General features: G+C 63.5%; 24 protein-coding genes. 16 read left to right on the top strand and 8 right to left on the bottom strand.

Translation table 11 applies throughout. The features are described from left to right. Positions 1-25: 25 nt before the first annotated feature. Positions 26-280 carry a DUF167 domain-containing protein gene (locus LV82_RS10340; RefSeq protein ID WP_104071422.1) on the bottom strand — a complete coding sequence of 85 codons (255 nt, stop codon included), beginning with the start codon at positions 278-280 and terminating at the stop codon, positions 26-28. Between the two features lie 99 nt (positions 281-379). Between LV82_RS10340 and LV82_RS10335 the strand changes: the two genes are divergently transcribed. Both LV82_RS10335 and LV82_RS10330 read left to right on the top strand, forming a co-directional pair. Further along, positions 380-958, top strand: coding sequence for a nitroreductase family protein (locus LV82_RS10335; RefSeq protein WP_104071420.1), 579 nt, complete (start codon positions 380-382; stop codon positions 956-958). Then, entirely contained in the window at positions 958-1,689 is a 732-nt protein-coding gene (locus LV82_RS10330) for an EI24 domain-containing protein (RefSeq protein WP_425427749.1), read from the top strand. The genes LV82_RS10335 and LV82_RS10330 overlap by 1 nt, the downstream gene beginning before the upstream one ends. Positions 1,690-1,723: 34 nt before the next feature. On the opposite strand, the gene LV82_RS10325 is transcribed toward LV82_RS10330, so the two are convergent. The 5 genes from LV82_RS10325 to LV82_RS10305 all read right to left on the bottom strand — a co-directional run bounded on the left by LV82_RS10325 (position 1,724) and on the right by LV82_RS10305 (position 6,531). Further along, complete coding sequence (locus LV82_RS10325) at positions 1,724-2,233, bottom strand: CarD family transcriptional regulator (RefSeq protein WP_104071417.1); 510 nt, start codon at positions 2,231-2,233, stop codon at positions 1,724-1,726. 261 nt (positions 2,234-2,494) lie between these two features. Continuing rightward, positions 2,495-2,833 (bottom strand): ferredoxin FdxA, encoded by a 339-nt coding sequence (fdxA, locus tag LV82_RS10320; RefSeq protein ID WP_104071415.1) that lies wholly within the window; start codon positions 2,831-2,833, stop codon positions 2,495-2,497. Between the two features lie 114 nt (positions 2,834-2,947). Continuing rightward, positions 2,948-3,250: an RNA-binding S4 domain-containing protein gene (locus tag LV82_RS10315; RefSeq protein WP_104071413.1), complete on the bottom strand. Its 303-nt coding sequence runs from the start codon at positions 3,248-3,250 to the stop codon at positions 2,948-2,950. A 7-nt stretch (positions 3,251-3,257) separates the two neighbouring features. Then, positions 3,258-5,960, bottom strand: a complete 2,703-nt coding sequence (locus LV82_RS10310) for a helicase-related protein (protein ID WP_104071411.1) — start codon at positions 5,958-5,960, stop codon at positions 3,258-3,260. A gap of 10 nt (positions 5,961-5,970) precedes the next feature. Continuing rightward, complete coding sequence (locus tag LV82_RS10305) at positions 5,971-6,531, bottom strand: tetratricopeptide repeat protein (protein WP_104071409.1); 561 nt, start codon at positions 6,529-6,531, stop codon at positions 5,971-5,973. 87 nt (positions 6,532-6,618) lie between these two features. Between LV82_RS10305 and LV82_RS10300 the strand changes: the two genes are divergently transcribed. From LV82_RS10300 to LV82_RS10280, 5 genes are all read left to right on the top strand, one after another. Next, on the top strand, positions 6,619-6,909 hold the full coding sequence (locus LV82_RS10300) for an SCP2 sterol-binding domain-containing protein (RefSeq protein ID WP_104071407.1): 291 nt from the start codon (positions 6,619-6,621) through the stop codon (positions 6,907-6,909). Positions 6,910-6,913: 4 nt separating this feature from the next. Then, a complete protein-coding gene (locus tag LV82_RS10295; RefSeq protein ID WP_104071406.1) occupies positions 6,914-7,882 on the top strand; it encodes an alpha/beta fold hydrolase in 969 nt (322 codons plus the stop codon). An 80-nt stretch (positions 7,883-7,962) separates the two neighbouring features. Then, positions 7,963-9,786, top strand: coding sequence for a M3 family oligoendopeptidase (locus LV82_RS10290; RefSeq protein WP_104071668.1), 1,824 nt, complete (start codon positions 7,963-7,965; stop codon positions 9,784-9,786). Positions 9,787-10,007: 221 nt separating this feature from the next. Beyond that, positions 10,008-11,981 (top strand): Hint domain-containing protein, encoded by a 1,974-nt coding sequence (locus tag LV82_RS10285; protein ID WP_245873139.1) that lies wholly within the window; start codon positions 10,008-10,010, stop codon positions 11,979-11,981. Next, positions 11,869-13,050 (top strand): dipeptidase, encoded by a 1,182-nt coding sequence (locus tag LV82_RS10280; protein ID WP_104071404.1) that lies wholly within the window; start codon positions 11,869-11,871, stop codon positions 13,048-13,050. Before LV82_RS10285 ends, LV82_RS10280 begins: the two co-directional genes overlap by 113 nt. Before the next feature lie 27 nt (positions 13,051-13,077). Here the strand turns inward: LV82_RS10280 and LV82_RS10275 are convergent, their stop codons facing one another. Continuing rightward, a complete protein-coding gene (locus LV82_RS10275) occupies positions 13,078-13,530 on the bottom strand; it encodes a host attachment protein (RefSeq protein ID WP_104071403.1) in 453 nt (150 codons plus the stop codon). A gap of 39 nt (positions 13,531-13,569) precedes the next feature. Next, positions 13,570-14,547: a Gfo/Idh/MocA family protein gene (locus tag LV82_RS10270; RefSeq protein WP_104071401.1), complete on the bottom strand. Its 978-nt coding sequence runs from the start codon at positions 14,545-14,547 to the stop codon at positions 13,570-13,572. 150 nt (positions 14,548-14,697) lie between these two features. Here LV82_RS10270 and secG point away from each other — a divergent pair, with 150 nt between their 5' ends. From secG to LV82_RS10225, 9 genes are all read left to right on the top strand, one after another. Next, positions 14,698-15,051, top strand: coding sequence for a preprotein translocase subunit SecG (gene secG / locus LV82_RS10265; RefSeq protein ID WP_104071399.1), 354 nt, complete (start codon positions 14,698-14,700; stop codon positions 15,049-15,051). Positions 15,052-15,214: 163 nt separating this feature from the next. Continuing rightward, positions 15,215-16,858 (top strand): CTP synthase, encoded by a 1,644-nt coding sequence (locus tag LV82_RS10260; RefSeq protein WP_104071397.1) that lies wholly within the window; start codon positions 15,215-15,217, stop codon positions 16,856-16,858. A 108-nt stretch (positions 16,859-16,966) separates the two neighbouring features. Next, entirely contained in the window at positions 16,967-17,170 is a 204-nt protein-coding gene (locus tag LV82_RS10255) for a hypothetical protein (protein ID WP_146065155.1), read from the top strand. A gap of 50 nt (positions 17,171-17,220) precedes the next feature. Then, complete coding sequence (locus LV82_RS10250; protein ID WP_104071394.1) at positions 17,221-17,664, top strand: tellurite resistance TerB family protein; 444 nt, start codon at positions 17,221-17,223, stop codon at positions 17,662-17,664. Next, complete coding sequence (locus LV82_RS10245) at positions 17,661-18,431, top strand: phosphate/phosphite/phosphonate ABC transporter substrate-binding protein (protein ID WP_104071393.1); 771 nt, start codon at positions 17,661-17,663, stop codon at positions 18,429-18,431. The genes LV82_RS10250 and LV82_RS10245 overlap by 4 nt, the downstream gene beginning before the upstream one ends. Positions 18,432-18,517: 86 nt before the next feature. After that, a complete protein-coding gene (locus tag LV82_RS10240; RefSeq protein WP_104071391.1) occupies positions 18,518-19,297 on the top strand; it encodes an ABC transporter ATP-binding protein in 780 nt (259 codons plus the stop codon). A 35-nt stretch (positions 19,298-19,332) separates the two neighbouring features. Next, entirely contained in the window at positions 19,333-20,052 is a 720-nt protein-coding gene (locus tag LV82_RS10235) for a transporter substrate-binding domain-containing protein (RefSeq protein ID WP_104071390.1), read from the top strand. 49 nt (positions 20,053-20,101) lie between these two features. Beyond that, positions 20,102-20,986 (top strand): ABC transporter permease, encoded by an 885-nt coding sequence (locus LV82_RS10230; protein WP_104071666.1) that lies wholly within the window; start codon positions 20,102-20,104, stop codon positions 20,984-20,986. Further along, positions 20,983-21,789 carry an ABC transporter permease gene (locus LV82_RS10225; protein WP_104071388.1) on the top strand — a complete coding sequence of 269 codons (807 nt, stop codon included), beginning with the start codon at positions 20,983-20,985 and terminating at the stop codon, positions 21,787-21,789. The genes LV82_RS10230 and LV82_RS10225 overlap by 4 nt, the downstream gene beginning before the upstream one ends. Positions 21,790-21,792: the final 3 nt, after the last annotated feature.

Genomic DNA, 21,792 nt, shown 5'->3' with positions numbered 1-21,792 from the left:
CGGTCGGCAATGACCAACGGCCCGGTCAGGGGTCGATCTGGAACAGCTTGTCGCGCGAGGTTTCGCCCCGCACAAGGGTCAGCCGCGACTTTGCCACGCCCAGCGCCTTGGACAACAGCTTCACGACTGCGGCGTTCGCCTTGCCGCCTTCGGGCACCACGGTCACATGAATGCGGATCGTGCCATCGTCATCGACAGTCACGGCATTACGTGAGGCGCGCGGGGTCACCCTGACGGGGATACGCGCGCCGGGCTGGGCGATATGGGACAGGTCGGTCATGGCAGCCACATACCGTATCCGGACTTTTCAGGCCAGTGCAGCCCTTGACCACGCAGCGGCCCGGGGCCAAGTCTGACCGCAACGATCAAGGAGACCGCCATGCCAGAACGCAACGATCCGGTGATGAACTTTCTGCTGACGCGCCGATCGCGCCCGGCCCGCACGCTGACAGCCCCGGTACCCACGCACGAGGAATTGCGCCCGATCCTGACCGCCGCGGCGCGGGTGCCCGACCATGGCAAGCTGGAACCCTGGCGATTCATCGTGGCAGAGAAACCCGCCCTGCAGCGCCTTGCCGCGCTGGCCGAGGCGCGCGCAGCCGAACTTGGAATCGACCCCGAACGCGCGCGCAAGGGGATCAGCCAGTTTGCCGATGCGGATCTGGCGGTCATTGTCGTACATGTCCCCAAGGATTCGGACAAGGTTCCCGAGATCGAGCAGATCCTTTCGACCGGCGCCGCCTGCATGGCGCTGCTGAATGCCGCATTGGCCTCGGGCTGGGGGGCCTGCTGGCTGACCGGCTGGCATGTCCATGACCCCGAATTCTGCCGTCGCGGTCTTGGGCTGAAGCCGGGTGAATGGGTCGCCGGGGTTATCCATATCGGCACCGAGACAATGACCCCGCCCGAACGCCCCCGCCCGGACATCGACGCCATCACCACCTGGATGTCGGAATGATCCTCGCAGATTTCCTGAAAGCGTTGGGTCAGCTGGGCGACCGGCACTTTCTGAAGATCCTGGGCCTTGGCGTGGCGCTGTCTCTTGCGCTGCTGGTCGTTTGTTATGTCGGGCTTGTACAAGGCCTGGACTGGCTGCTGCCCGACGCACTGGTGCTTCCGTGGTTCGGCGAGATCACCTGGATCGACAGCCTGATCAGCTGGGGTTCGTTGCTGTTGATGCTGGTTCTTTCGGTCTTCCTGATGGTGCCGGCGGCCTCGATGTTCACCGGGCTGTTCCTGGATACCGTGGCTGACGCGGTCGAAGCCCGCCACTATCCGCATCTGCCGCCGGCTTCGCAGGTGGGCGTGATGGATGGGTTGATCGACTCGATCAACTTCTTCGGTGTGCTGGCAGCCGTGAACGTCGTGGCATTGCTGCTGTATCTGCTGGTCGGACCGCTGGCGCCGCTGCTGTTCTGGGCGGTGAACGGCTATCTGCTGGGCCGCGAATATTTCCAGGTCGCCGCCATGCGCAGGCTGGGGCGAAAGGGCGCGCGCGAGCTGCGCAAGCGACATGCGGGCCAGATCTGGCTGGCGGGAATCCTGATGGCTGCCCCGCTGTCGATACCGCTGGTGAACCTTGTGATTCCGGTTCTGGGCGCGGCCACCTTCACGCATCTGTTCCACCGCCTGAACGGTACGGTACGGTACGCGCCTGACCCGGCCGACAAAAAAAGCGCGCGAGCCTGACTCGCGCGCCATGGAATTGCGACTGCCCCTCTGATCAGGCAGCGCGCGACATCAGCACTTCGCCCACGCGCTTTTGCGCCCCGGCCTCATCGACCCCCGAGACGGCGGCGATCTCACGGGTCAGGCGCTCCAGCGCGGCCTCGTAGAGCTGGCGTTCGGAGTAGGACTGCTCGCGCTGATCGTCCGTACGGTGTAGATCGCGCACGACCTCGGCGATGGCCAGAAGATCGCCGGAATTGATCTTCTGTTCATATTCCTGGGCACGGCGAGACCACATGGCGCGCTTGACCCGCGCCTTGCCCTTCAGCGTCTCCAGCGCCTTTTCCACCAGATCCGGCGACGAAAGCTGGCGCATGCCGATTTCCTTCGCCTTGTGGGTCGGCACGCGCAGCGTCATCTTGTCCTTCTCGAACGAGATGACGAACAGTTCGAGCTTCAGTCCGGCGATTTCCTGTTCCTCGACCGCCAGAATCTTGCCCACGCCATGCGCGGGATAAACGACAAAGTCGTTGGGACGAAACTCGGTCTTCTTGGTCTTGCTCATATGGGCCCTTCCTTGCACGACAGCGGAGCCGGCGGGTGGGGCAGAGAAAACGGCATTGCCGGACGCCAGAGGCCCCGTCAACACCATCAATTCGCAAATTCATCCCCACAGGGCGGTATTGCCACCCTGCACCGGCCAGATGTCCTCATCCATGTGTAACAGGAATATATCACAGAATCGGCGCCCACTCAAATGTGGACCGCGGCTTCAGGATATCGCGCCTGCCGGATTCCCGATCACCGGCCCTTGCGGCCCGCAGGTCTAGTCGCCCGAGCCCGGCTTTTCCGAGAAATACTTCTCGAGCTTGCCAGGTTCGCCGTCATGTTTCTCGGCGTCCGGCAGCGGGTCCTTGCGCTGCGTGATGACGGGCCAGAGCTCGGCATATTTGCGGTTGAACTCGACCCACTTCTCCATGTCTGGTTCGGTATCGGGTCGAATCGCATCCGCGGGGCATTCGGGTTCGCAGACGCCGCAATCGATGCATTCATCCGGGTGAATGACCAGCATGTTCTCGCCCTCGTAGAAGCAGTCCACGGGGCAAACCTCGACACAGTCGGTGTATTTGCAGGCAATGCAGTTGTCGGTAACGACATAGGTCATGGCACGGCGTCCGCTTGCTGGTTTCGCGGCCTAACTAGACGCTGGCGCGGGATCATTCAAGCCTTCGGCGCTTGATCGGACCGATTGTCCGATTCCACGCGCCGGGCCGGAATGTCATTCGTCAGCCGCGCCAACAGACGGGACCGATCGTCCAGGATCAAGGTCGACGTAAAGAAGACTCGCCTCGTCCGCAGAGCCGCGCCGGGTTCCGCAAGCGATGATGCGCACGATCCGTATCGCCCTGCCCTGCGGGAAGGTCAGGACATCCCCCGGCCCGACGGCGCGGCCCGGCTTTGACATGCGCGCGCCGTTCAGACGCAAGCGCCCCGACGCGACAAGCGTCGAGGCGATCGAACGCGTGCGAAAGAAGCGCGCATGCCACAGCCACTTGTCGATGCGGATGCGGTCTTCGGCCAAGTCGGTCTCAGAGCTTGTCGCGCAGTCCCATCAGGGCCGCGGCGAACGGATTGTCCGGATCGATCCGCTCTTTGCGCGGCGGGCGTGCCGAACCGCCTTGCGGCTTGACGTCCTGCTTGCCGCGGGGCGGCTTGCCCTTTGCACGACGCTCTTTCGCGGCGGGCGCTGTCGCACCCGGTTTGCGGCGGGGCTTGTCGGCACGCGGCGCGCGTTTCGGCGCCCAGCGGAAGGTGTAGAAGACCTCGGTTTCGGCAATCTCTAGCGCGGCGGGCTCGTCTTCGGGGATCGGGTTGGCCGGAGCTTCCGGGTCTTCGGACTTCACCACGGGTTCGAGCCGCTGCTTCTCGCGCTCGCCGCGTTCCGCGACATATCCGAGGCCCTGCATCAGGTCGGCGAACTGCTCGAGCGTCAGACCCGTGATCGACAGCATGTCGGGATTGGCCTCGAACCCGGCGCGCGAATCCTGCGTCCGCAGAAGGTCCGCCAGGCGTTCCAGCATGTCGATCCGAATGGCCCGCGACCCCGCCGGGAAATAGCCCGACAGGGTGTAATACCCCTTGGGCACATCGGGCAGGTTCGGCACGGTGACCAGCCCGGGCGGCGGCGCTTCAGGAAATTCATCCAGATCGTTGAACAGCGCCCAAAGGACAAGACGCAGCCGCGTCGGCGCAGGCTTGAGCAAGGCAGGCAGGAAGATCGTGTACTGGCCGAAGCGAACGCCATGCTTGCGCAGGCTGCCGCGCATGTCCTGGTCCAGGGCCTTGACCTCGTCGGCGACGCCTTCACGCGGCAGGATGCCCAGCGCCTCGACCAGACGGAAGGCAAAGCCACGCGCCAGCCCCGAAAGCTCCTCGTCGCGCGACAGGTTCAGCAGCGGCTCGAACAGCGTGGCGACCTTGCGGTCGATGAAATGCTGCAGACGACGGCGCACCTTTTCGGTCACGTCATGACCGGCCTCTTCGTCGACGAAGGGTTCGACCTGCGGGCGCAGGACGTCCACGCCCTTGACCAGCTTGCCGACCGCCTGATCGCCCCACATCAGGCCGCCCTGCTCGGTAAAGTCGATCTCGGTATCGGGTGCGTTATAGAAGCGATCCGCCCGCAGATGGAACTCGGGTCGCAGCGCCTCATAGGCGGCCTGTCGCAATGTCCGCGCCTCGTCGGGCGAAGCAGAGTCATCCTGACGGAAGCGGAACCCTTCCAGACGGCCGACGAACTCGCCCTCGACCATCACTTCACCCTTGTCGTTCACCTCGGCCACAAGGCTCTCCTTCTGCTTGAGCCGGCGGAGAAGGACAGATGTCCGCCGGTCCACGAATCTTCGCGTCAGTGCGCCGTGCAGCGCATCCGACAGCCGGTCTTCTACCGCGCGCGTTTCCTCGCGCCAATGGGTTTCGTCACTTACCCAGCCGGAACGCTGCGCGACATAGGTCCATGTGCGGATATAGGCCAGGCGCCGCGACAGGACATCAATGTCGCCGTGCACCTTGTCGATTCGGCGAATCTGGGCCGCCAGCCAGTCATCCGGAACATGGCCTTCCTGCAGGAAACCGAAGATACGCAACAGCAGATTGGCATGTTCCTGCGCCGAAATGCCCTGAAAGTCCGGAACGCGGCAGACTTCCCACAGGCGTTGAATGTCGCGCGGCGTGCGGGCGCGATCACGGATCACGGCCATGTCGGCCAGCATCTTCAGCGCGCGCAGATCGTCGGCCTCGCGCCCGCGGGTCAGCCACGTATCGGCAGGCTGGACCTCAAGCGACTCGATCAGCCGATCCAGCGAGCCGAAGTCCAGATCGCGCGAGCGCCAGTTCAACCGCTCGATCGGCCGGAACCGATGCGATTCGATGGCGTCGATCACTTCGGGCGACAGGGCCGCGGCCTCGCCCGTGACGCCGAACGTGCCGGGACTGGTATGCCGCCCGGCCCGGCCCGCGATCTGTCCCATTTCGTGCGGAAAGAGATTGCGAATGCGCCAGCCGTCGAACTTGGCCGTCGCCGAAAAGGCAACGTGCGAAATGTCGAGGTTCAGACCCATCCCGATCGCGTCGGTCGCGACCAGATAGTCCACGTCGCCATTCTGATACATCGCGACCTGGGCATTGCGGGTCCGCGGGCTGAGCGCCCCCATCACCACCGCCGCTCCGCCCTTTTGTCGTCGGATCAGCTCGGCCATCGCATAGACGTTCTCGACCGAGAAGCCGACAATGGCAGATCGCGGGGGCATGCGGCTGAGCTTCTTCGAGCCCGCATAGGTCAGGGTCGAGAACCGTTCGCGCCGGACGAACTGTACGCCCGGGACCAGGGCGGCGATGGCGCCGCGCATCGTGTCCGAGCCCAGGAACAGGGTTTCGTGCAGACCGCGCGCATGCAGCAGGCGGTCGGTAAAGACATGGCCACGCTCGGGGTCGGCACAAAGCTGGATCTCGTCCACGGCCAGAAAGTCCGGGGCAAGGTCGGTCGGCATCGCCTCGACGGTGCAGATCCAGTATTTCGCACGCGGGCCGATGATGCGCTCCTCACCCGTCACCAGCGCCGCGACCGAGGGCCCGCGCGCGGCCACGACACGGTCATAGACCTCGCGCGCCAGCAGACGCAGGGGCAACCCGATCACACCGCTGCGATGGGCGAGCATCCGTTCGATCGCATAATGGGTCTTGCCGGTATTCGTCGGCCCGAGGACCGCCGTGATCCTCGACTGCGGCGCCATGGGCACACTCCTACAGGTCGATTCCGGTTGACTTGCGTTCCAGCCGCTCGAGAGCCGCGCGAACTTCGTCCAGATGCGGATGAATGGCAAGGGCCGCGCGATATGCGGCCATGGCGCGTTCGTCCTGGCCCAGTTCCTCGAAGATGCGGCCAAGCCCTGTCAGGGCGCCGAAATGATTGGGATTCAGTTGCAGCGTGCGCCGGATGTCGGCAAGAGCCGGGCCAAAGCGGCCCGCCATGAAATAGGCCGTCGCGCGGGCATTCCAGCCTTCGGCAAATTCCGGCGCGTGATCGGTCAGCGCCGTCAGGTGTTCGATCGCGGCGCGGGTGTCGCCCCGCTCCAGCGCCTCGCGCCCGCGCCGCAACAGCAGATCCATGGCCGGCGACCCCGAAAGCGACCATTCGCGCAGGATGTCGGACTGTATCCGCCGCCAGTCGGGGTTGGCCGGATCGGCCAGCTGGCGATACAGATCCTGCAGCGCATCGGCCCGCGCCGGATCGGCGGCATCGACCGATGACGCTGCGGCACAAGCGGCCAGCAGGACCGCATGGAGGGTGGCGCGACGCATCATTCCACGGCAGAGTGTATCCGAAACCCGTCGGGAAAGGTAAGAGCCCGGCGATCACATTTCGATAACATGATCACTTCGGAGGAAAGAATGAGCGACGTCGTCAACGCTGCCGTGAAGGCGCTGAACGAAAAGCTGTCGGGCGGCTTCACGGCCGGCAAGGCCAAGTTCGTCATCGAGGGCGAAGGCGCCGTGATCCTGGATTCGGAGGGCGTCCGCGCGGGCGATGAAGATGCCGACGTGACCCTGACCGCCGATCGCGAGACCTTCGAGGGCATCCTGTCGGGCGAGGTCAATCCCACCGCCGCCTTCATGCAGGGCAAGCTGTCCGTCGATGGCGACATGGGGCTTGCGATGCAATTGGGCTCGGTCCTGGCCTGAGTCCATGGAACAGGCGCCGTTCTTTGCCGAGGTCACCCAGGCACCAAAGGGCGTGACCTGCGCCTGGCTGAATGCCGATGACGGCGTTCGGTTGCGCGTGGCTGCCTGGCGGGCGGGCGGCAAAGGCACGGTGCTGCTGTTCCCGGGGCGCACCGAATATATCGAGAAATATGGCCCCGCGGCCGGCGAATTCGCCGCGCGGGGTTACTCTGCCCTTGTCATCGACTGGCGCGGTCAGGGCTTGGCGGACCGGCTGATCCCCGATGCCCGTCGCGGCCACGTCGAACGGTTTTCCGACTATCAGCGCGACGTTGACGCGGCGGTCGCCTTTGCGCGCGAAATGGACCTGCCGCAGCCGTGGTTCCTTGTCGGCCATTCGATGGGCGGGTGTATCGGCCTGCGCGCCCTGCATCGGGGCCTGCTCGTGCGCGCCGTGACCTTCTCGGCACCCATGTGGGGCATCAAGATGCACCCGCTGATGCGGCCCGTCGCATGGAGCCTGTCCTTTGCCGCCACCATATCCGGACAGGGCTGGAGAATGACGCCTTCGACCACGCCCGACAACTATGTGCTGACCAATCCTTTCGAGGACAACTTCCTGACGCGCGACCCCGAAATGTACGAGTTCATGCGCAGGCAGCTGGTCGCGCATCCGGAACTGGGCATCGGGGGGCCCACCCTGCAATGGCTGTATGAAGCGTTGAAGGAAACGCGGGCCCTGCTGCGGATGGATGCGCCGGATATCCCCTGCCTGACGGTCCTGGGCTCGGACGAACGTATCGTGCATTCTGCGGCGATCCATGAACGCATGCGCCGCTGGCCTGGGGCCGAGTTCGACCTGATCGGAAATGCCGAACACGAACTGATGATGGAAACGCCGCCAATCCGGCGGAAGTTCTTTGACCGCGCGGCCGAGCTGTTCGATTGCCACGCAACCGCCGCGCCATCCGCCTCCAGGATCTCGGGCGACTGATCGCCCTTCACGGCCCGCCCCCCCTTGTCTTGCACGTCCGGCGCTGCCATGTCTGGGCGGCAAATGACAAGGAGAAAGCGATGACGATCCACCTGCCAAGCCCGGTTCTTGACGCCAATGCCTCTGGTGGTGCGCTTGGCGAGTTGCCGGAATGGGATCTGAGCGACCTCTACCCCTCGCCCGACGCGCCCGAGATTTCGCGCGATCTGGACTGGCTGGAACGGGCCTGCGCCGATTTCGCCGCAAGCTATGAAGGCAAGCTGGCCACGCTGGATGCTGCGGCTATGCTGGAATGTGTCCGCGCCTATGAACGGATCGAGATGAAGGCCGGGCGCATCATGTCCTATGCCGGGCTGCGCTACTACCAGAACACGACCGACGCCGCCCGGGCCAAGTTCCTGTCGGATTGCCAGGACCGGATCACGCGCTACACGACGCCGCTGGTCTTCTTCTCGCTGGAATTCAACCGGATCGACGATACGGCCTATGCCGCGCTATTCTCGGCCGACCCCGAGCTTGCCCGCTATCGCCCGGTCTTCGACCGGATGCGGGCGATGAAGCCGCACCAGCTGTCCGACGAGCTGGAGCGCTTCCTGCACGACATGTCCAGCGTGGGCGCATCGGCCTGGAACAAGCTGTTCGACGAAACCATGGCCGGCCTGGAATTCGAGGTCGAAGGCGAGACGGCGCCGCTGAACCTCGAATCCACGCTGAACCTTCTGACCGATCCCGACCGCAAGCGGCGCGAGGCGGCCGCGCGGGCGCTGGCACTGGTCTTTGGCCGAAACATCAAGCTGTTTTCGCGCATTCACAACACGCTGGCCAAGGAAAAGGAAATCGAGGATCGCTGGCGCAAGATGCCCACGCCACAGCATGCGCGCCATCTTGCCAACCATGTCGAACCCGAAGTGGTTCAGGCCCTGCGCGACGCGGTCGTGGCGGCCTATCCGCGCCTGTCGCACCGCTATTACCGGCTGAAGGCGCGCTGGATGGGGCTGGACAAGCTGCAGGTCTGGGACCGCAACGCCCCGCTGCCCATCGAACAGCCGCGCATGATCGGCTGGGACGAGGCGCGCGAGACGGTGATGTCGGCCTATGCCGACTTTTCGCCCGAAATAGCCGATATCGCCCGTCCGTTCTTCGAGCGCGGCTGGATCGACGCGGGCGTCAAGCCGGGCAAGGCGCCCGGCGCGTTCGCACATCCCACGGTAACGGACGCGCATCCCTACATCTTGTTGAACTATCTGGGCAAGCCACGCGACGTGATGACGCTGGCGCATGAGCTGGGCCATGGCGTCCACCAGGTTCTGGCTGCCGCTCAGGGCGAATTGTTGAGCCACACGCCATTGACCCTGGCCGAGACTGCCAGCGTCTTTGGCGAGATGCTGACCTTCAACAAACTGCTGTCGCAGGCCACGACACCGCCAGAGCGCAAGATTCTTCTGGCGGGCAAGGTCGAGGACATGATCAACACGGTCGTGCGCCAGATCGCCTTCTATGACTTCGAGTCGAAACTCCATGCCGCCAGGCGCGAGGGAGAGCTGACGCCCGACGACATCAACGCCCTGTGGATGAGCGTTCAGACCGAAAGTCTGGGCGATGCCTTCGAATTCATGCCGGGTTACGAGACCTTCTGGTCCTATGTACCCCACTTCGTGCATTCGCCCTTTTATGTCTATGCCTATGCCTTTGGCGACGGGTTGGTGAATGCACTTTACGCCGCATACGAGGAAGGCCTGCCCGATTTTCAGTCGAAGTATCTGGACATGCTGCGCGCGGGCGGATCAAAGCACCACCGCGAACTGCTGGCCCCCTTCGGCCTTGATGCATCAGATCCGGCATTCTGGGACAAGGGCCTGTCGATGATCGCCCGAATGATCGATGAGCTCGAGTCGATGGAATAATGGAATTGGCTAGGGGGCACATGGCCGTCCCGTTCGGGCGTAGAGTGCCTTCCTTGCCTGCATGTTGCAGCCTAGCATTGCATTGCGAGGCGCTGCGTGGCAACCTGCTCACCCGATCGGTCGTTACGGTTTGTTCGCAAAACGGATGATACGATTGTGACGCTGGCCGACAGCCACCTAGCCGGCCATGGGTATTTTGACGATAGGAGAATTTTTCGAGCATGCCCACGACGTTCAAGTGGATCTACCTGGGCACCGGCCCGAGCATCGACCCTACAGAAGGGAACACTCAAGCAGAAAACGCCAGCTCGCTGGTGGGGCGGACCTTTGGCACGTCGACAGATCCGCTTTATGGCCGGATCACCTCGGCCACGATGGTCAATAACGATAATGATACCTGGCTGGATCAGAACAACAATAGCTCGAATGACCAGTTCATCACCGATATCGGCAACGGGTCCCAGACATTCACTTTTGACGGAACGTCGGTCTATAACGCAACCCTGACCTATGCCGACGGAACGACACAGACCGTTACTGCCGTCATCGCACAGGACACGAACGGAAACCTGTTTCTTGCCCCGGAATCGCAGAGCGGGAATTTCGATTCTGCTGACACGGCTGCCTATGAAGCAAAACCGATCGTCTCGATCACGCTCAACAGTCTCGTTGGCAATAATTACGTTGGAATGTCGATCGACCGCGTATTCACCGGTTTTGACGACGGATTCATTGAAGGGACCAGCGGCGATGACCTGATCGACGCCAATTACGTCGAACCCATCTCGAATGGAACGGACAAGATTGACAACGGCGACGGTCTGTCCTCGGCCACGACGGGATGGAACGACGATCAGGTGCGCGCTGGCGCGGGCAATGACACGGTTATTGCCGGCAGCGGTGACGACTGGGTCGATGGCGGCGGAAACAATGACTCGATCCTCGGTGGCGCAGGGAATGACACGCTACTGGGGGGCATTGGCAACGACACGATCGACGGCGGCAGCGGAAACGATTCCATCGACGGCGGGGATGGCAATGACTCGCTGCTGGGCGGCGGCGGGCGCGATACGATATTGGGGGGCGCGGGGAGCGACTCGATCGATGGCGGCAATTCGCACGATTCGATCGATGGTGGCGACGGCGATGATTCCCTTCTGGGCGGCTCGGGTAACGACACCCTTCTGGGCGGAGCCGGCGGCGACACGATCGACGGTGGCGCGGGCAACGACAACCTGACCGGCGGCCTGGGCAGCGATCGCTTCGTCGGGCTGGGCGCGGGCGACACCGTGGACGGGTCGGAAGACCCCGACAATTCCGACAATGACGTGCTGGACCTGTTCGGCTCGGGCTGGACCAAGGCCAACACGAACATCATATTTTCCGGCCCCAGCAAGGAAAACGGCACCGTCGAGTTTCTCGATTCCAACGGCAATGTCATCGGCACGTTGTCGTTCTCGAACATCGAAACGGTCGTGCCGTGCTTCACACCGGGGACGATGATCGCGACGGACCGCGGCGATGTCGCCGTCGAGGATCTGCACGTCGGCGACAGGGTCTTGACGCTTGACCACGGGTATCAGCCGATCCGGTGGATCGGACAAAAGACCCTGACCGGCGCCGACCTTCGGATGGCGCCAAACCTGCGCCCGGTCCTGATACGCCGCGGCGCGCTTGGTTCCAACCGCCCCCTGCGGGACATGCGTCTTTCGCCCCAGCATCGGGTGCTGATCGCCTGCCCCGAGGCCGAGCTGGCGACCGGAGAGCCGCAATTGCTGGCCCCGGCGATCCAGCTTGTCGGACAACCCGGAATCTCGCAGGAAACGCCATCGGATGGCGTCACCTATATCCATCTTCTGTTCGATCGGCACGAGATCGTCCTGTCCGAAGGGATCTGGAGCGAAAGCTTCCAACCCGGCCAGGCAACCCTGAGCGACATGGACGACGATCAACGCGCCGAGCTTCTTGCGCTGTTCCCCGAGCTTGGAACGCTGGCGATCGCCTCCTATCCTGCGGCAAGGCCTACGACCCGCCGCTATGAATTGCGTGCGATCCTGAAGATGACCCGGACGGGAGGAAAAAATGAGGCGTTTCCTGGCATGGAGTTCTGCCCTGACGACACTGGCGATCGCGGCGTTCTTCACGCTGGGACCGGGAATCGCCGATCGTCTGCAAAACCCCGTCGCGCCGCATGAGCCCTGGCCGATCAGCCCCGAGGCACAGGCCCTGCACGACCGCCTGATCGTCGGGGACCTGCACGCCGACGCGCTGCTATGGGATCGGGACCTGACCCGCCGGCACGACCGGGGCCATGTGGACCTGCCCCGCCTGCGAGAGGGCAACGTCGCGTTTCAGGTCTTCACGACCGTGACGAAAAGTCCGTCGGGCCTGAACTATGACCACAATTCGGCCGAAGCGCGCGACAACATCACCGCCCTGTTCATCGGTCAGCTGCGACCGCCGCGGGCGTGGTTCGACCTGACCGAACGCGCGCTGGTCCAGGCCGAGGCGCTGGCGCGGATCGAAGCCACGAAACCCGACCTGCTTCGCATCGTTCGCACGGTCGATGATATCGACGACGTGCTGCGCCTGCGGACGGCTGGACAGCCCGTGATCGGGGCGATTCTGGGCGCCGAGGGTGGGCACGCCCTGTCCGGTGATCCTGGCAACCTGGGGCGGCTGTACGACGCGGGCTTTCGGCTGATCGGATTGACGCATTTCTTCGACAATGAACTTGGCGGTTCCCTGCATGGCGAAAACACCTGGGAAAAGGGTCTGACCGATTTCGGGCGCGAGGTCGTGCGGGGCATGGTCGAACGGGGCATGATCATCGATCTTGCACATGCGTCCGTTCGGATGGCGCGCGATGTCCTGCAGATCACCGACGTGCCCATCATCGTCAGCCACACGGGTATCCATGGCCACTGCCCGAGCCGACGGAACTTTCCCGACGACCTGATGCGCGACATTGCCGCGACCGGTGGCGTGATCGGCATCGGCTATTGGGCCGATGTGACCTGTGACGACACACCGGCAGGCATCGCCGATGCCATTGTCGCCGCGATTGCCCTGGTCGGAGAGGACCATGTCGCGCTGGGGTCGGATTTCGACGGCGCGGTCAAGACCACGCTTGATACGTCCGAACTGGCCGCCCTGACCCAGGCGCTGATGGATCGAGGACTTTCGGAACCGACGATTGCCAAGGTGATGGGCGGTAACATGATGCGCGTCTTGCGCGAGATTCTGCCGCGACGCAAAGCATAGGCGAAAGCCAATCGCCCCGCAGACATATCACATCGGCATGATATCGGCGAAATGGGCCGGCAGATCCCTGGGCGGGACCTTGGTCAGATCCTTCGCCAGATCGCGATACAGCGCATTGGCCAGATCGCCCTTCAGGCGTGTCCGCAACGCGCCCAGCATCTTGGGTGCCGCCGCCAGGATCAAGCGATCGGCCTTTTGACGCCGCCACTCGCGCTCCAGCTCGGCCACGACATGGTCGGCGAACCGCGCGCGTCCGGCTTCATCGGCGGTTTCGTGCGGATCGAACGCGTGCCGTCCCATATCGCCCGGTCCACCGGTCTGTCGGCCGCGATTGTCCTCGACCTCGATCTGCGTATCCGAAAACGCTTCGGCCGAGATGCGGCGAAGTTCTTCCAGCCCCTTGCCGATGCCCGTGTTCAACATAAAGCGCGCCATGCCATCATCGGCCAGCACGACGAGGGTGCGGATCGGTTTTACCATGTGCCCTCCTTTCGACGCCGGGAACGAGTCCCGTTCCGATTACAAGGCCGAGGCGACCACCTGGTCAATCATCGACTGCGTTCCCCGCGCATCCTCCAGGGTCCACGGATAGGGGGTTCCGTCGCGCAAGCTTCGCACGAACGCTTCGACCTGGTTGCGATACTGGCGGACGCCGGGGAACCGTTCGATGTGGTCCGCCTGCCCCTTGCGATACATCTGGACCTGGGCCTCGCCAAAGACCCCCGCATTGAACGGCGCCGTCAGGCGTATCAGGCCGCGCTCGCCCTGGAAGACGACTTCCTGCCTGGGAAAGAGCCGCATCGACGTCATGGCGTGAAAGGTGAATTCGCCACTATCGCCTGCCATGCGGCCTGTGACCTGCGCGAAGACATCCACACCGTTTTCATGCCGAATCGTGGCCCGCAACGCGACGGGCTCGGCCTGTGCGGCCCAGCGCAGGCATCCATAGGTATAGACCCCGATATCGGGGATCGAGCCACCGCCGGTCTCCGGTCTGTTGCGGATATTCGTCGGGTCGGCCCGGTTGTCATAGGTGAAATGGGCATCCGCATGCAGGATACGGCCGATCGCCCCATCCGCGATCAGGCCGCGCACCCGCTGCCACTGGGGATGGTGCACGATCATGTAGGCCTCGGCCACCAACAGGCCCGAGCTGTCGCGCGCCCTGATCAATTCGTCGATCTCATCGGCGCGCATGGCGATTGGTTTCTCGGTCAGCACATGCTTGCCGGCCCGGATGGCTTTCAACGTCCATTCGACGTGAAGGCTGTTCGGCAAGGGGATATAGACGGCTTCGACCCGCGGATCGGCCAGCAGCGCGTCATAGCTATCGTGCACGATCAGATCGGGGCAAAAGGCCTGGAATCCATGCGCCCTGGACGGGTCGGACGTCGCCAGCGCAAACAGCCGGGCACCCTCGGCCTCGTGTATCGCGCGCGCCATGTGCTCGCGGGCAAAACGCGCCGCACCCAATACTCCCCAGTTGACCGGCTTCATCCGTTCCTCCGCTGCTTGACAGGCTACAGGGATGATTGACCCTTTGCCCTGGTCCGCGCAAGCCACCGCCCACCGCGGCCAAAACGCCTTGCACCGCGCGGCGCATGCGCCTAGATAGGCGCGTCACGACATGCCAAAGGCCGAATACCGATGGAAAACGTCCTGCTCACCATCCTGCTGATCCTTGCCCTGCTGCTGATCGGGGTCGTTCTGCTTCAGCGGTCCGAAGGGGGCGGGCTTCTGTCGGGCGGCGGCGCCTTCACCGCACGCGGCACGGCCAACGCGCTGACGCGCCTGACCTGGATCTTTGGCATCGGCTTCATGGCGACCTCGCTGGCGCTGACCATTGTCGCTGCGCGGAATGCCGATGGCGGCTCGGTCCTTGATCGCATCGACACGGGCACGGTCGAGGCCCCTGCGCCCGTCGTGCCGGATCTTCCCGAAGGCAGCCTGGTCCCGCCCAGCGCGGCGGATGCACCCGTCACGCCACCGTCGGCCGAGTGACATTTTCACAACCGTTTGGCCGCTGGCCAGGACAAATCCACAACACCTAGCGGTCTGGTTGCGGGCAGGGCACGAATCTGTTACCTGTCAAATCCCGTGATGCTGCGTCCGGTTGGCGCGGCAGGCCAGAACGTTTCGGGACAATCGCGGGGAATCTCTTAGAATGGCGCGTTATGTTTTCATCACCGGCGGTGTGGTCTCGTCGCTTGGCAAGGGCCTGGCTTCGGCCGCCCTGGGGGCTCTGTTGCAGGCGCGGGGCTATTCGGTCCGCCTGCGGAAGCTGGACCCCTATCTGAACGTCGATCCGGGTACGATGAGCCCGTTCGAACATGGCGAGGTTTTCGTCACCGATGACGGCGCCGAAACCGACCTGGATCTGGGTCATTACGAACGCTTCACGGGGGTCCATGCCCGGCGCACCGATTCGATCTCGGCCGGCCGCATCTATTCCAACGTGCTGGAAAAGGAACGCCGCGGCGACTATCTGGGCAAGACCATTCAGGTCATTCCCCACGTCACCAACGAGATCAAGGACTTCATCGCCATCGGCGATGACGAGGTCGATTTCATGCTGTGCGAGATCGGCGGCACCGTCGGCGATATCGAGGGCCTGCCGTTCTTCGAGGCGATTCGCCAGTTCGCGCAGGAACGTCCGCGCGGGCAATGCGTCTTCATGCATCTGACGCTGCTGCCCTATCTTCGCGCCTCGGGCGAGCTGAAGACCAAGCCCACCCAGCATTCGGTCAAGGAGCTGCGCTCGATCGGCCTGCAGCCCGACGTGCTGGTCTGCCGCTCGGAACACCCGATCCCCGAGAAGGAACGCGCCAAGATCGCGCTGTTCTGCAATGTCCGGCCCGAAGCCGTGATCCCGGCCTATGACCTCAGCTCGATCTACGAAGCGCCGCTGGCCTATCACCGCGCCGGTCTGGACCAGGCCGTGCTGGATGCCTTTGGCATTGCGCCCGCGCCAAAGCCCAACCTGTCGCGCTGGGAAGACGTGATGGACCGGCTCACCAATGCCGAAGGCGAGGTCCGCATCGCGATCGTCGGCAAGTACACCCAGCTGGAGGACGCCTACAAATCGATCGCCGAGGCGCTGACCCATGGCGGCATGGCCAACCGGGTCAAGGTCAAGGCCGAATGGATCGACGCCGAGATCTTCGAGCGCGAGGACCCGACCCCGTATCTGGAGGACTTCCACGGCATTCTGGTGCCGGGCGGCTTTGGCGAACGGGGAACCGAGGGCAAGATCCGCGCCGCACAATTCGCGCGGGAAAAGAAGATCCCCTATCTGGGCATCTGTCTTGGAATGCAGATGGCCGTGATCGAGGCTGCGCGAAATGCCGCCGGCCTGACACGCGCAGGATCAGAGGAATTCGACCACGAAGCCGGCGCCAAGAGGTTCGAGCCCGTCGTTTATCACCTGAAGGAATGGGTGCAGGGCAACCAGACGGTCGAGCGCCGCGTTGACGACGACAAGGGCGGCACGATGCGGCTGGGCGCCTATACCGCGCATCTGAAGGAAGGCTCGAAGGTCGCGCAGATCTACGGCACCACGGTGATCGAGGAACGTCACCGCCACCGCTATGAGGTGGACGTGAAATACCGCGACCAGCTGGAAAAATGCGGCCTGATCTTCTCGGGGATGAGCCCGGACGGCAAACTGCCCGAGATCGTCGAGTGGAAGGACCATCCCTGGTTCATCGGCGTCCAGTTCCACCCCGAGCTGAAATCCAAGCCATTCGAACCGCACCCGCTGTTCGCGGATTTCATTCGCGCTGCCAAGGAGGTCGATCGGCTGGTCTGAGGCTTCGCTTCAGGCGTGCATTTGCCCGTGCGCATTCCCCATTTGCGCCACATTTGTGGCGTCAAATGAACCAATGCGTAAACGGGATGCAGCGCAATGATGCTTGGCATGCTGATCATCGGAAGCCTCGTCGGACTGGTTGCCGGCGCGGTTGCCGTCTTCTGGTTCGGGCTGCCCGTCTGGCTGGGACTGGTGATCTGGTCGGGCCTTGGCGGCCTTGTCACGTGCATCCCGCTGGTTGCCCTTGCGCTGCGCGTTTCTTTCGCAACGCCACGACCGGATGAGGCGACCGGCAGGGATTTCGTCCGCTGACTGGCCCGGCAATGCTTTGCAACGGCGTCTGATCCGGCCTATATGGCCGCATGATCGGACGTCTTCTGAACAGGCTCTTGAGCCCCGCCCCCGCCCCATTGGACCCGATGGATGCGCGACTGGCCCTGGCCGCCCTTCTCGTGCGGCTGGCCCGCGCCGATGACCATTACACGCCCGAAGAACGCGGCCGGATCGACCGCATCCTTTCGGCGCGCCACGCCATGGCCAGTGAAGATGCCGCCCGTCTGCGCCAGGAGGCCGAGCAACTGGAGGCGCAGGCCCCGGACACGGTTCGTTTCACGCGCGCGCTGAAAGAGGCCGTGGCGCATGAAAACCGCATCGAACTCATTCAGGCGATGTGGGAGGTGGCTTTGTCCGATGATCAGCGCGACGGACGCGAAGATGCGTTGATTCGCGTCGTGGCCGACCTTCTTGGCGTCAACGATGTCGAACGCGCGATCGCGCGCCAGCGTGTCGAGGATACGCGGAAATGATCGCCAGCCTGGCAATGTATGACTGGCCCCAGATGCGAGCCGATCATGACCGTCTGTGGAGCCGGATCGCCGCGGCACTGGGCCGGCGTGGCATCGCCGCGCCGGAACGTCTGACCCGCGACACGAGTCTTTGGAAAATCTGGCTAAGCCCGGACCTGTTGCTGGCTTTGACTTGCGGCCTGCCCTATCGCGATCGCCTGCATGGCCGGGTGACACTGGTGGGCACGCCGGACTATGGGCTGCCCGATGCTCCGCCCGGATACTATTACTCGGTCTTCGTCACGCGGCAGGCGGAAAAGGGCGGTGTCTGCGATTTTCTGGACCGCACCCTTGCCTATAATGGCCAGGACAGCCAGTCCGGCTGGGCGGCGGCGCAGAACCATGTCCGGCCGGCAATGTTCCGGCGGGTGCTGCATACCGGATCCCACCGCGCCAGCGCCGAGGCCGTGGCCGCGGGGGTGGCCGATACGGCAGCGATCGACGCCACCACGTGGCGACTGATCACGCGATTCATGCCCGACATCGCGGCGCGCCTGCGCATCATCGAAGCTACCGCCCCCACGCCCGGCCTGCCATTGATCACGGCTCTGGGCAACGATGGGGCGGCGCTGCGGGCCGCCTTTGACGAGGCCGTTGACACGTTGCCGCCCGATACCCGGCGCAGCCTTGGGATCGGACCGACCGTCACGATAGCAGCCGAAGCGTATCTGAGCGTGCCCACACCGCCGCTGCCTTCCCAGGATGAACTGGCGATGATGCCAACATGACGAAAGATCGGGTCAGCGCCTGACAAAATGCACATTGTCAATTGCCGAAATATCCGCACTACTCTCGACCCCGGGGGGAAGATCACTTGCAAGACCAGAACACGCCAGTCATCGAAGTCCGAGACCTGCACAAGGCCTATGGCAGTCTCGAGGTCCTGAAAGGCGTCTCGCTGGCCGCGCCGCGCGGCCATACGATCGCGCTGATCGGGTCGTCGGGGTCGGGCAAATCCACGTTGCTGCGTTGCTGCAACCTGCTCGAGGACAGCCAGCAGGGCGACATCATCTTCATGGGCGAAAAGGTGCGCTGGAAGGGTGAAGGCCCGAATCGCCACCCCGCCGACCGGGATCAGCTGGTGCGGATACGCACGAATCTGTGCATGGTGTTCCAGCAGTTCAACCTGTGGTCCCACATGACGATCCTGCAAAACGTCATGGAAGCACCGATCACAGTACAGAAGCGCGACCGGGCCGAGGTCGAGCAGGCCGCGCGGCGTTATCTGGAAAAGGTGGGAATCGGCGACAAGGCCGATGCCTATCCGGCGCAGCTCTCGGGCGGCCAGCAGCAGCGCGCCGCCATTGCGCGGGCCTTGTGCATGGAGCCGATGGCCATCCTTTTCGACGAACCGACCTCGGCACTGGATCCAGAGCTGCAGCAGGAAGTCGTGCGCGTCATCAAGGCCTTGGCCGAGGAACATCGCACGATGATCATCGTCACGCATGGCATGCGCCTTGCGGCAGATGTTGCCGATCACGTGATATTCCTGCATCAGGGAAGGATCGAAGAGGAAGGTCCGCCGGACCAGGTCTTCGGCAACCCGCAAACCGAACGGCTGCGCCAGTTCCTGAGTGCGTCTGGCGCCGCCTGAAGATGAAGACAGATCAACAACCGGGAGAGTAGAACATGAAAAAGATCGTCCTGACCGCCGCCGCGCTGGCCCTGACCGCCGGAATGGCATCGGCCCAGACGGTGCGCATGGGCACGGAAGGGGCCTATCCTCCGTACAACTTCATCAACGACAAGGGCGAGGTCGACGGGTTCGAGCGCGAGCTGGGCGACGAACTGTGCCGCCGGGCCGAGCTGACCTGCGAATGGGTCACCAACGACTGGGACTCGATCATCCCGAACCTGCTGTCGGGCAACTACGACACGATCATGGCCGGCATGTCGATCACGCCCGAGCGTGACGAAGTCATCGACTTCACCCAGCCCTATTACCCGCCGACCGCTTCGGCCTATGTGGCGACATCGCCCGACGCCGACCTGACGGGCGTGATCGCGGCACAGACGGGTACGATCCAGGCGGCACATGTGGCCGAAACCGGCGCGACCCTGCTGGAATTCCCCACGCCGGACGAAACGATCAACGCAGTCCGCAACGGCGAGGCCGACGCCGTGCTGGCCGACAAGGACTTCCTTGTGCCGATCGTCGAGGAATCGAATGGCGAACTGGTCTTCGTGGGTGACGACGTGCCGCTGGGCGGCGGCATCGGCATGGGCCTGCGTGAATCGGACACCGAACTGAAGGAGAAGTTCGACGCCGCGATCCAGTCGATGAAGGATGACGGCTCGCTCAACGAGCTTCTGAAGAAGTGGTTCGGCGACGACACCACCCTGTTCTGATGCCCCCGGGGCGGGGCCGGATCGGCCCCGCCCCATGGAATCGTGGAACATGTTCAGTTTCTGCTCGGACCCCTCGTCACTTGAAGGCCTCGCTTGGCTGTCGTGCTACCTGACCACGGGCAAGCACATCGAGATGTATTGGGCGCTGGGAACGGTGCTGTTGCTTCTGGCAATCACTGCGCCGACCGCTCTGGCCTTCGGTTTTGGCGGCGCCATGGCCGCGCGCAGCCGCTTCCTGCCGGTTTCGCTGTTCGGCCGGGCCTATATCGCGATCGTCAGGGGCGTGCCAGATATCGCCTTCTTCATGTTCTTCGTCATCGCTCTGGATCAGCTGTTCGAGGTGATCCGGCACAAGCTGAAATGCCCCGACTGGCCGCAGGACATCTGGCAGGGCAACGATTTCGTCGTCTGCCCCGAGGCCAAACTGCCGCTGGGGACCGCACCGCAATGGGTCCATGAAACCTATGGATTCTTCCTGGCCGTCCTGACCTTTGCGATCGTCTTTGGCGCTTTCGCGGCAAATGTCCTTTTCGGAGCCATGCGCGCGGTCCCGCGGGCACAGGTGGAAACGGCCGAGGCCTATGGGATGACCCAGCGCCAGGCCTTCTGGCGAATCATCGTGCCGCAGATGTGGGTCTATGCCCTCCCCGGCCTTTCGAATCTCTGGATGGTCCTGATCAAGGCAACGCCGCTGCTGTTCCTTCTGGGCATTGAGGATATCGTCTATTGGGCGCGCGAACTGGGGGGGGCGAAGACTGCGCGTTTCTCGGACTACCCGCATCCCGACTGGCGCATGTGGTATTTCCTGGCCCTTCTGATCTTCTATCTGCTGTTCACCCGGGTATCCGAAATCGTCCTTGACCGGATCATGCGTCGCCTGACGCGCGGCCAGGCGACCGTGGCCGGCGAAGCGCAACGAAAGGCTGCCGCATGAGCTGCTGGGAAACGATCGCGGATTATGGTCTGCGCAGCCTGGGCATCGGCGAACGACTGCTGCCGCGCAGCGATTTTACCCTGTGCCAGCAATTCACGCTGATCGGCTCGGGCCTGATCTGGAACATCTATTTCGGCACGCTTTCGCTGCTGACCGGCTTTTTCCTGGCCAATGCGCTGGCGCTCGGCAAGGCGGCGCGCAACCCGTTGCTGCGCAAGCCGGCCGAATGGTTCATCTTCGTCTTTCGCGGCTCGCCGCTGTTCATCCAGTTCTTCTTTGCCTACTTCCTGTTCCTGCAGCTCAAGTCCGTCTATCCGTTCCTTGCACCGCTGACGGCGGCGTCGCTGGGCGCGCTGATCGTCCTTGTCCTGAACACGGCGGCCTATTCGGCCGAGATCTTCTACGGCGCGCTGATGTCCGTGCCCAAGGGCGACATCGAAGCCGCCGACGCCTATGGCCTGACCGGGTGGCGGCGATTCCGCCGGATCATCTGGCCAACGATGATGCGCCTTGGCTGGCCCGCCTACACGAACGAGGCGATCTTCCTGTTCCATGCCACGACGCTGGTCTTCTTCTCGGGCTTTCCCACGACCCATCAGAAGGGCGACGCGCTGTATTATGCGAACTATTTCGCCGACAAGACATTCAACCCGTTCGTTCCCTACCCGATCCTCGCCTTCTATTTCATTCTCCTGACCCTGACGATCATCGGCATCTTCGGCGCGATCAATGCCCGGCTGAACCGCCATCTGCCACGGGTTCAGCAGCCAAGAATTCGCTTGCTTCCCCAGTTTCTTCGATAGTAT

The organism is Albidovulum inexpectatum (assembly GCF_002927635.1).
GTDB classification, from domain to species: Bacteria; Pseudomonadota; Alphaproteobacteria; order Rhodobacterales; family Rhodobacteraceae; genus Albidovulum; species Albidovulum inexpectatum.
This window is presented reverse-complemented; position numbering and strand designations above follow the sequence as displayed.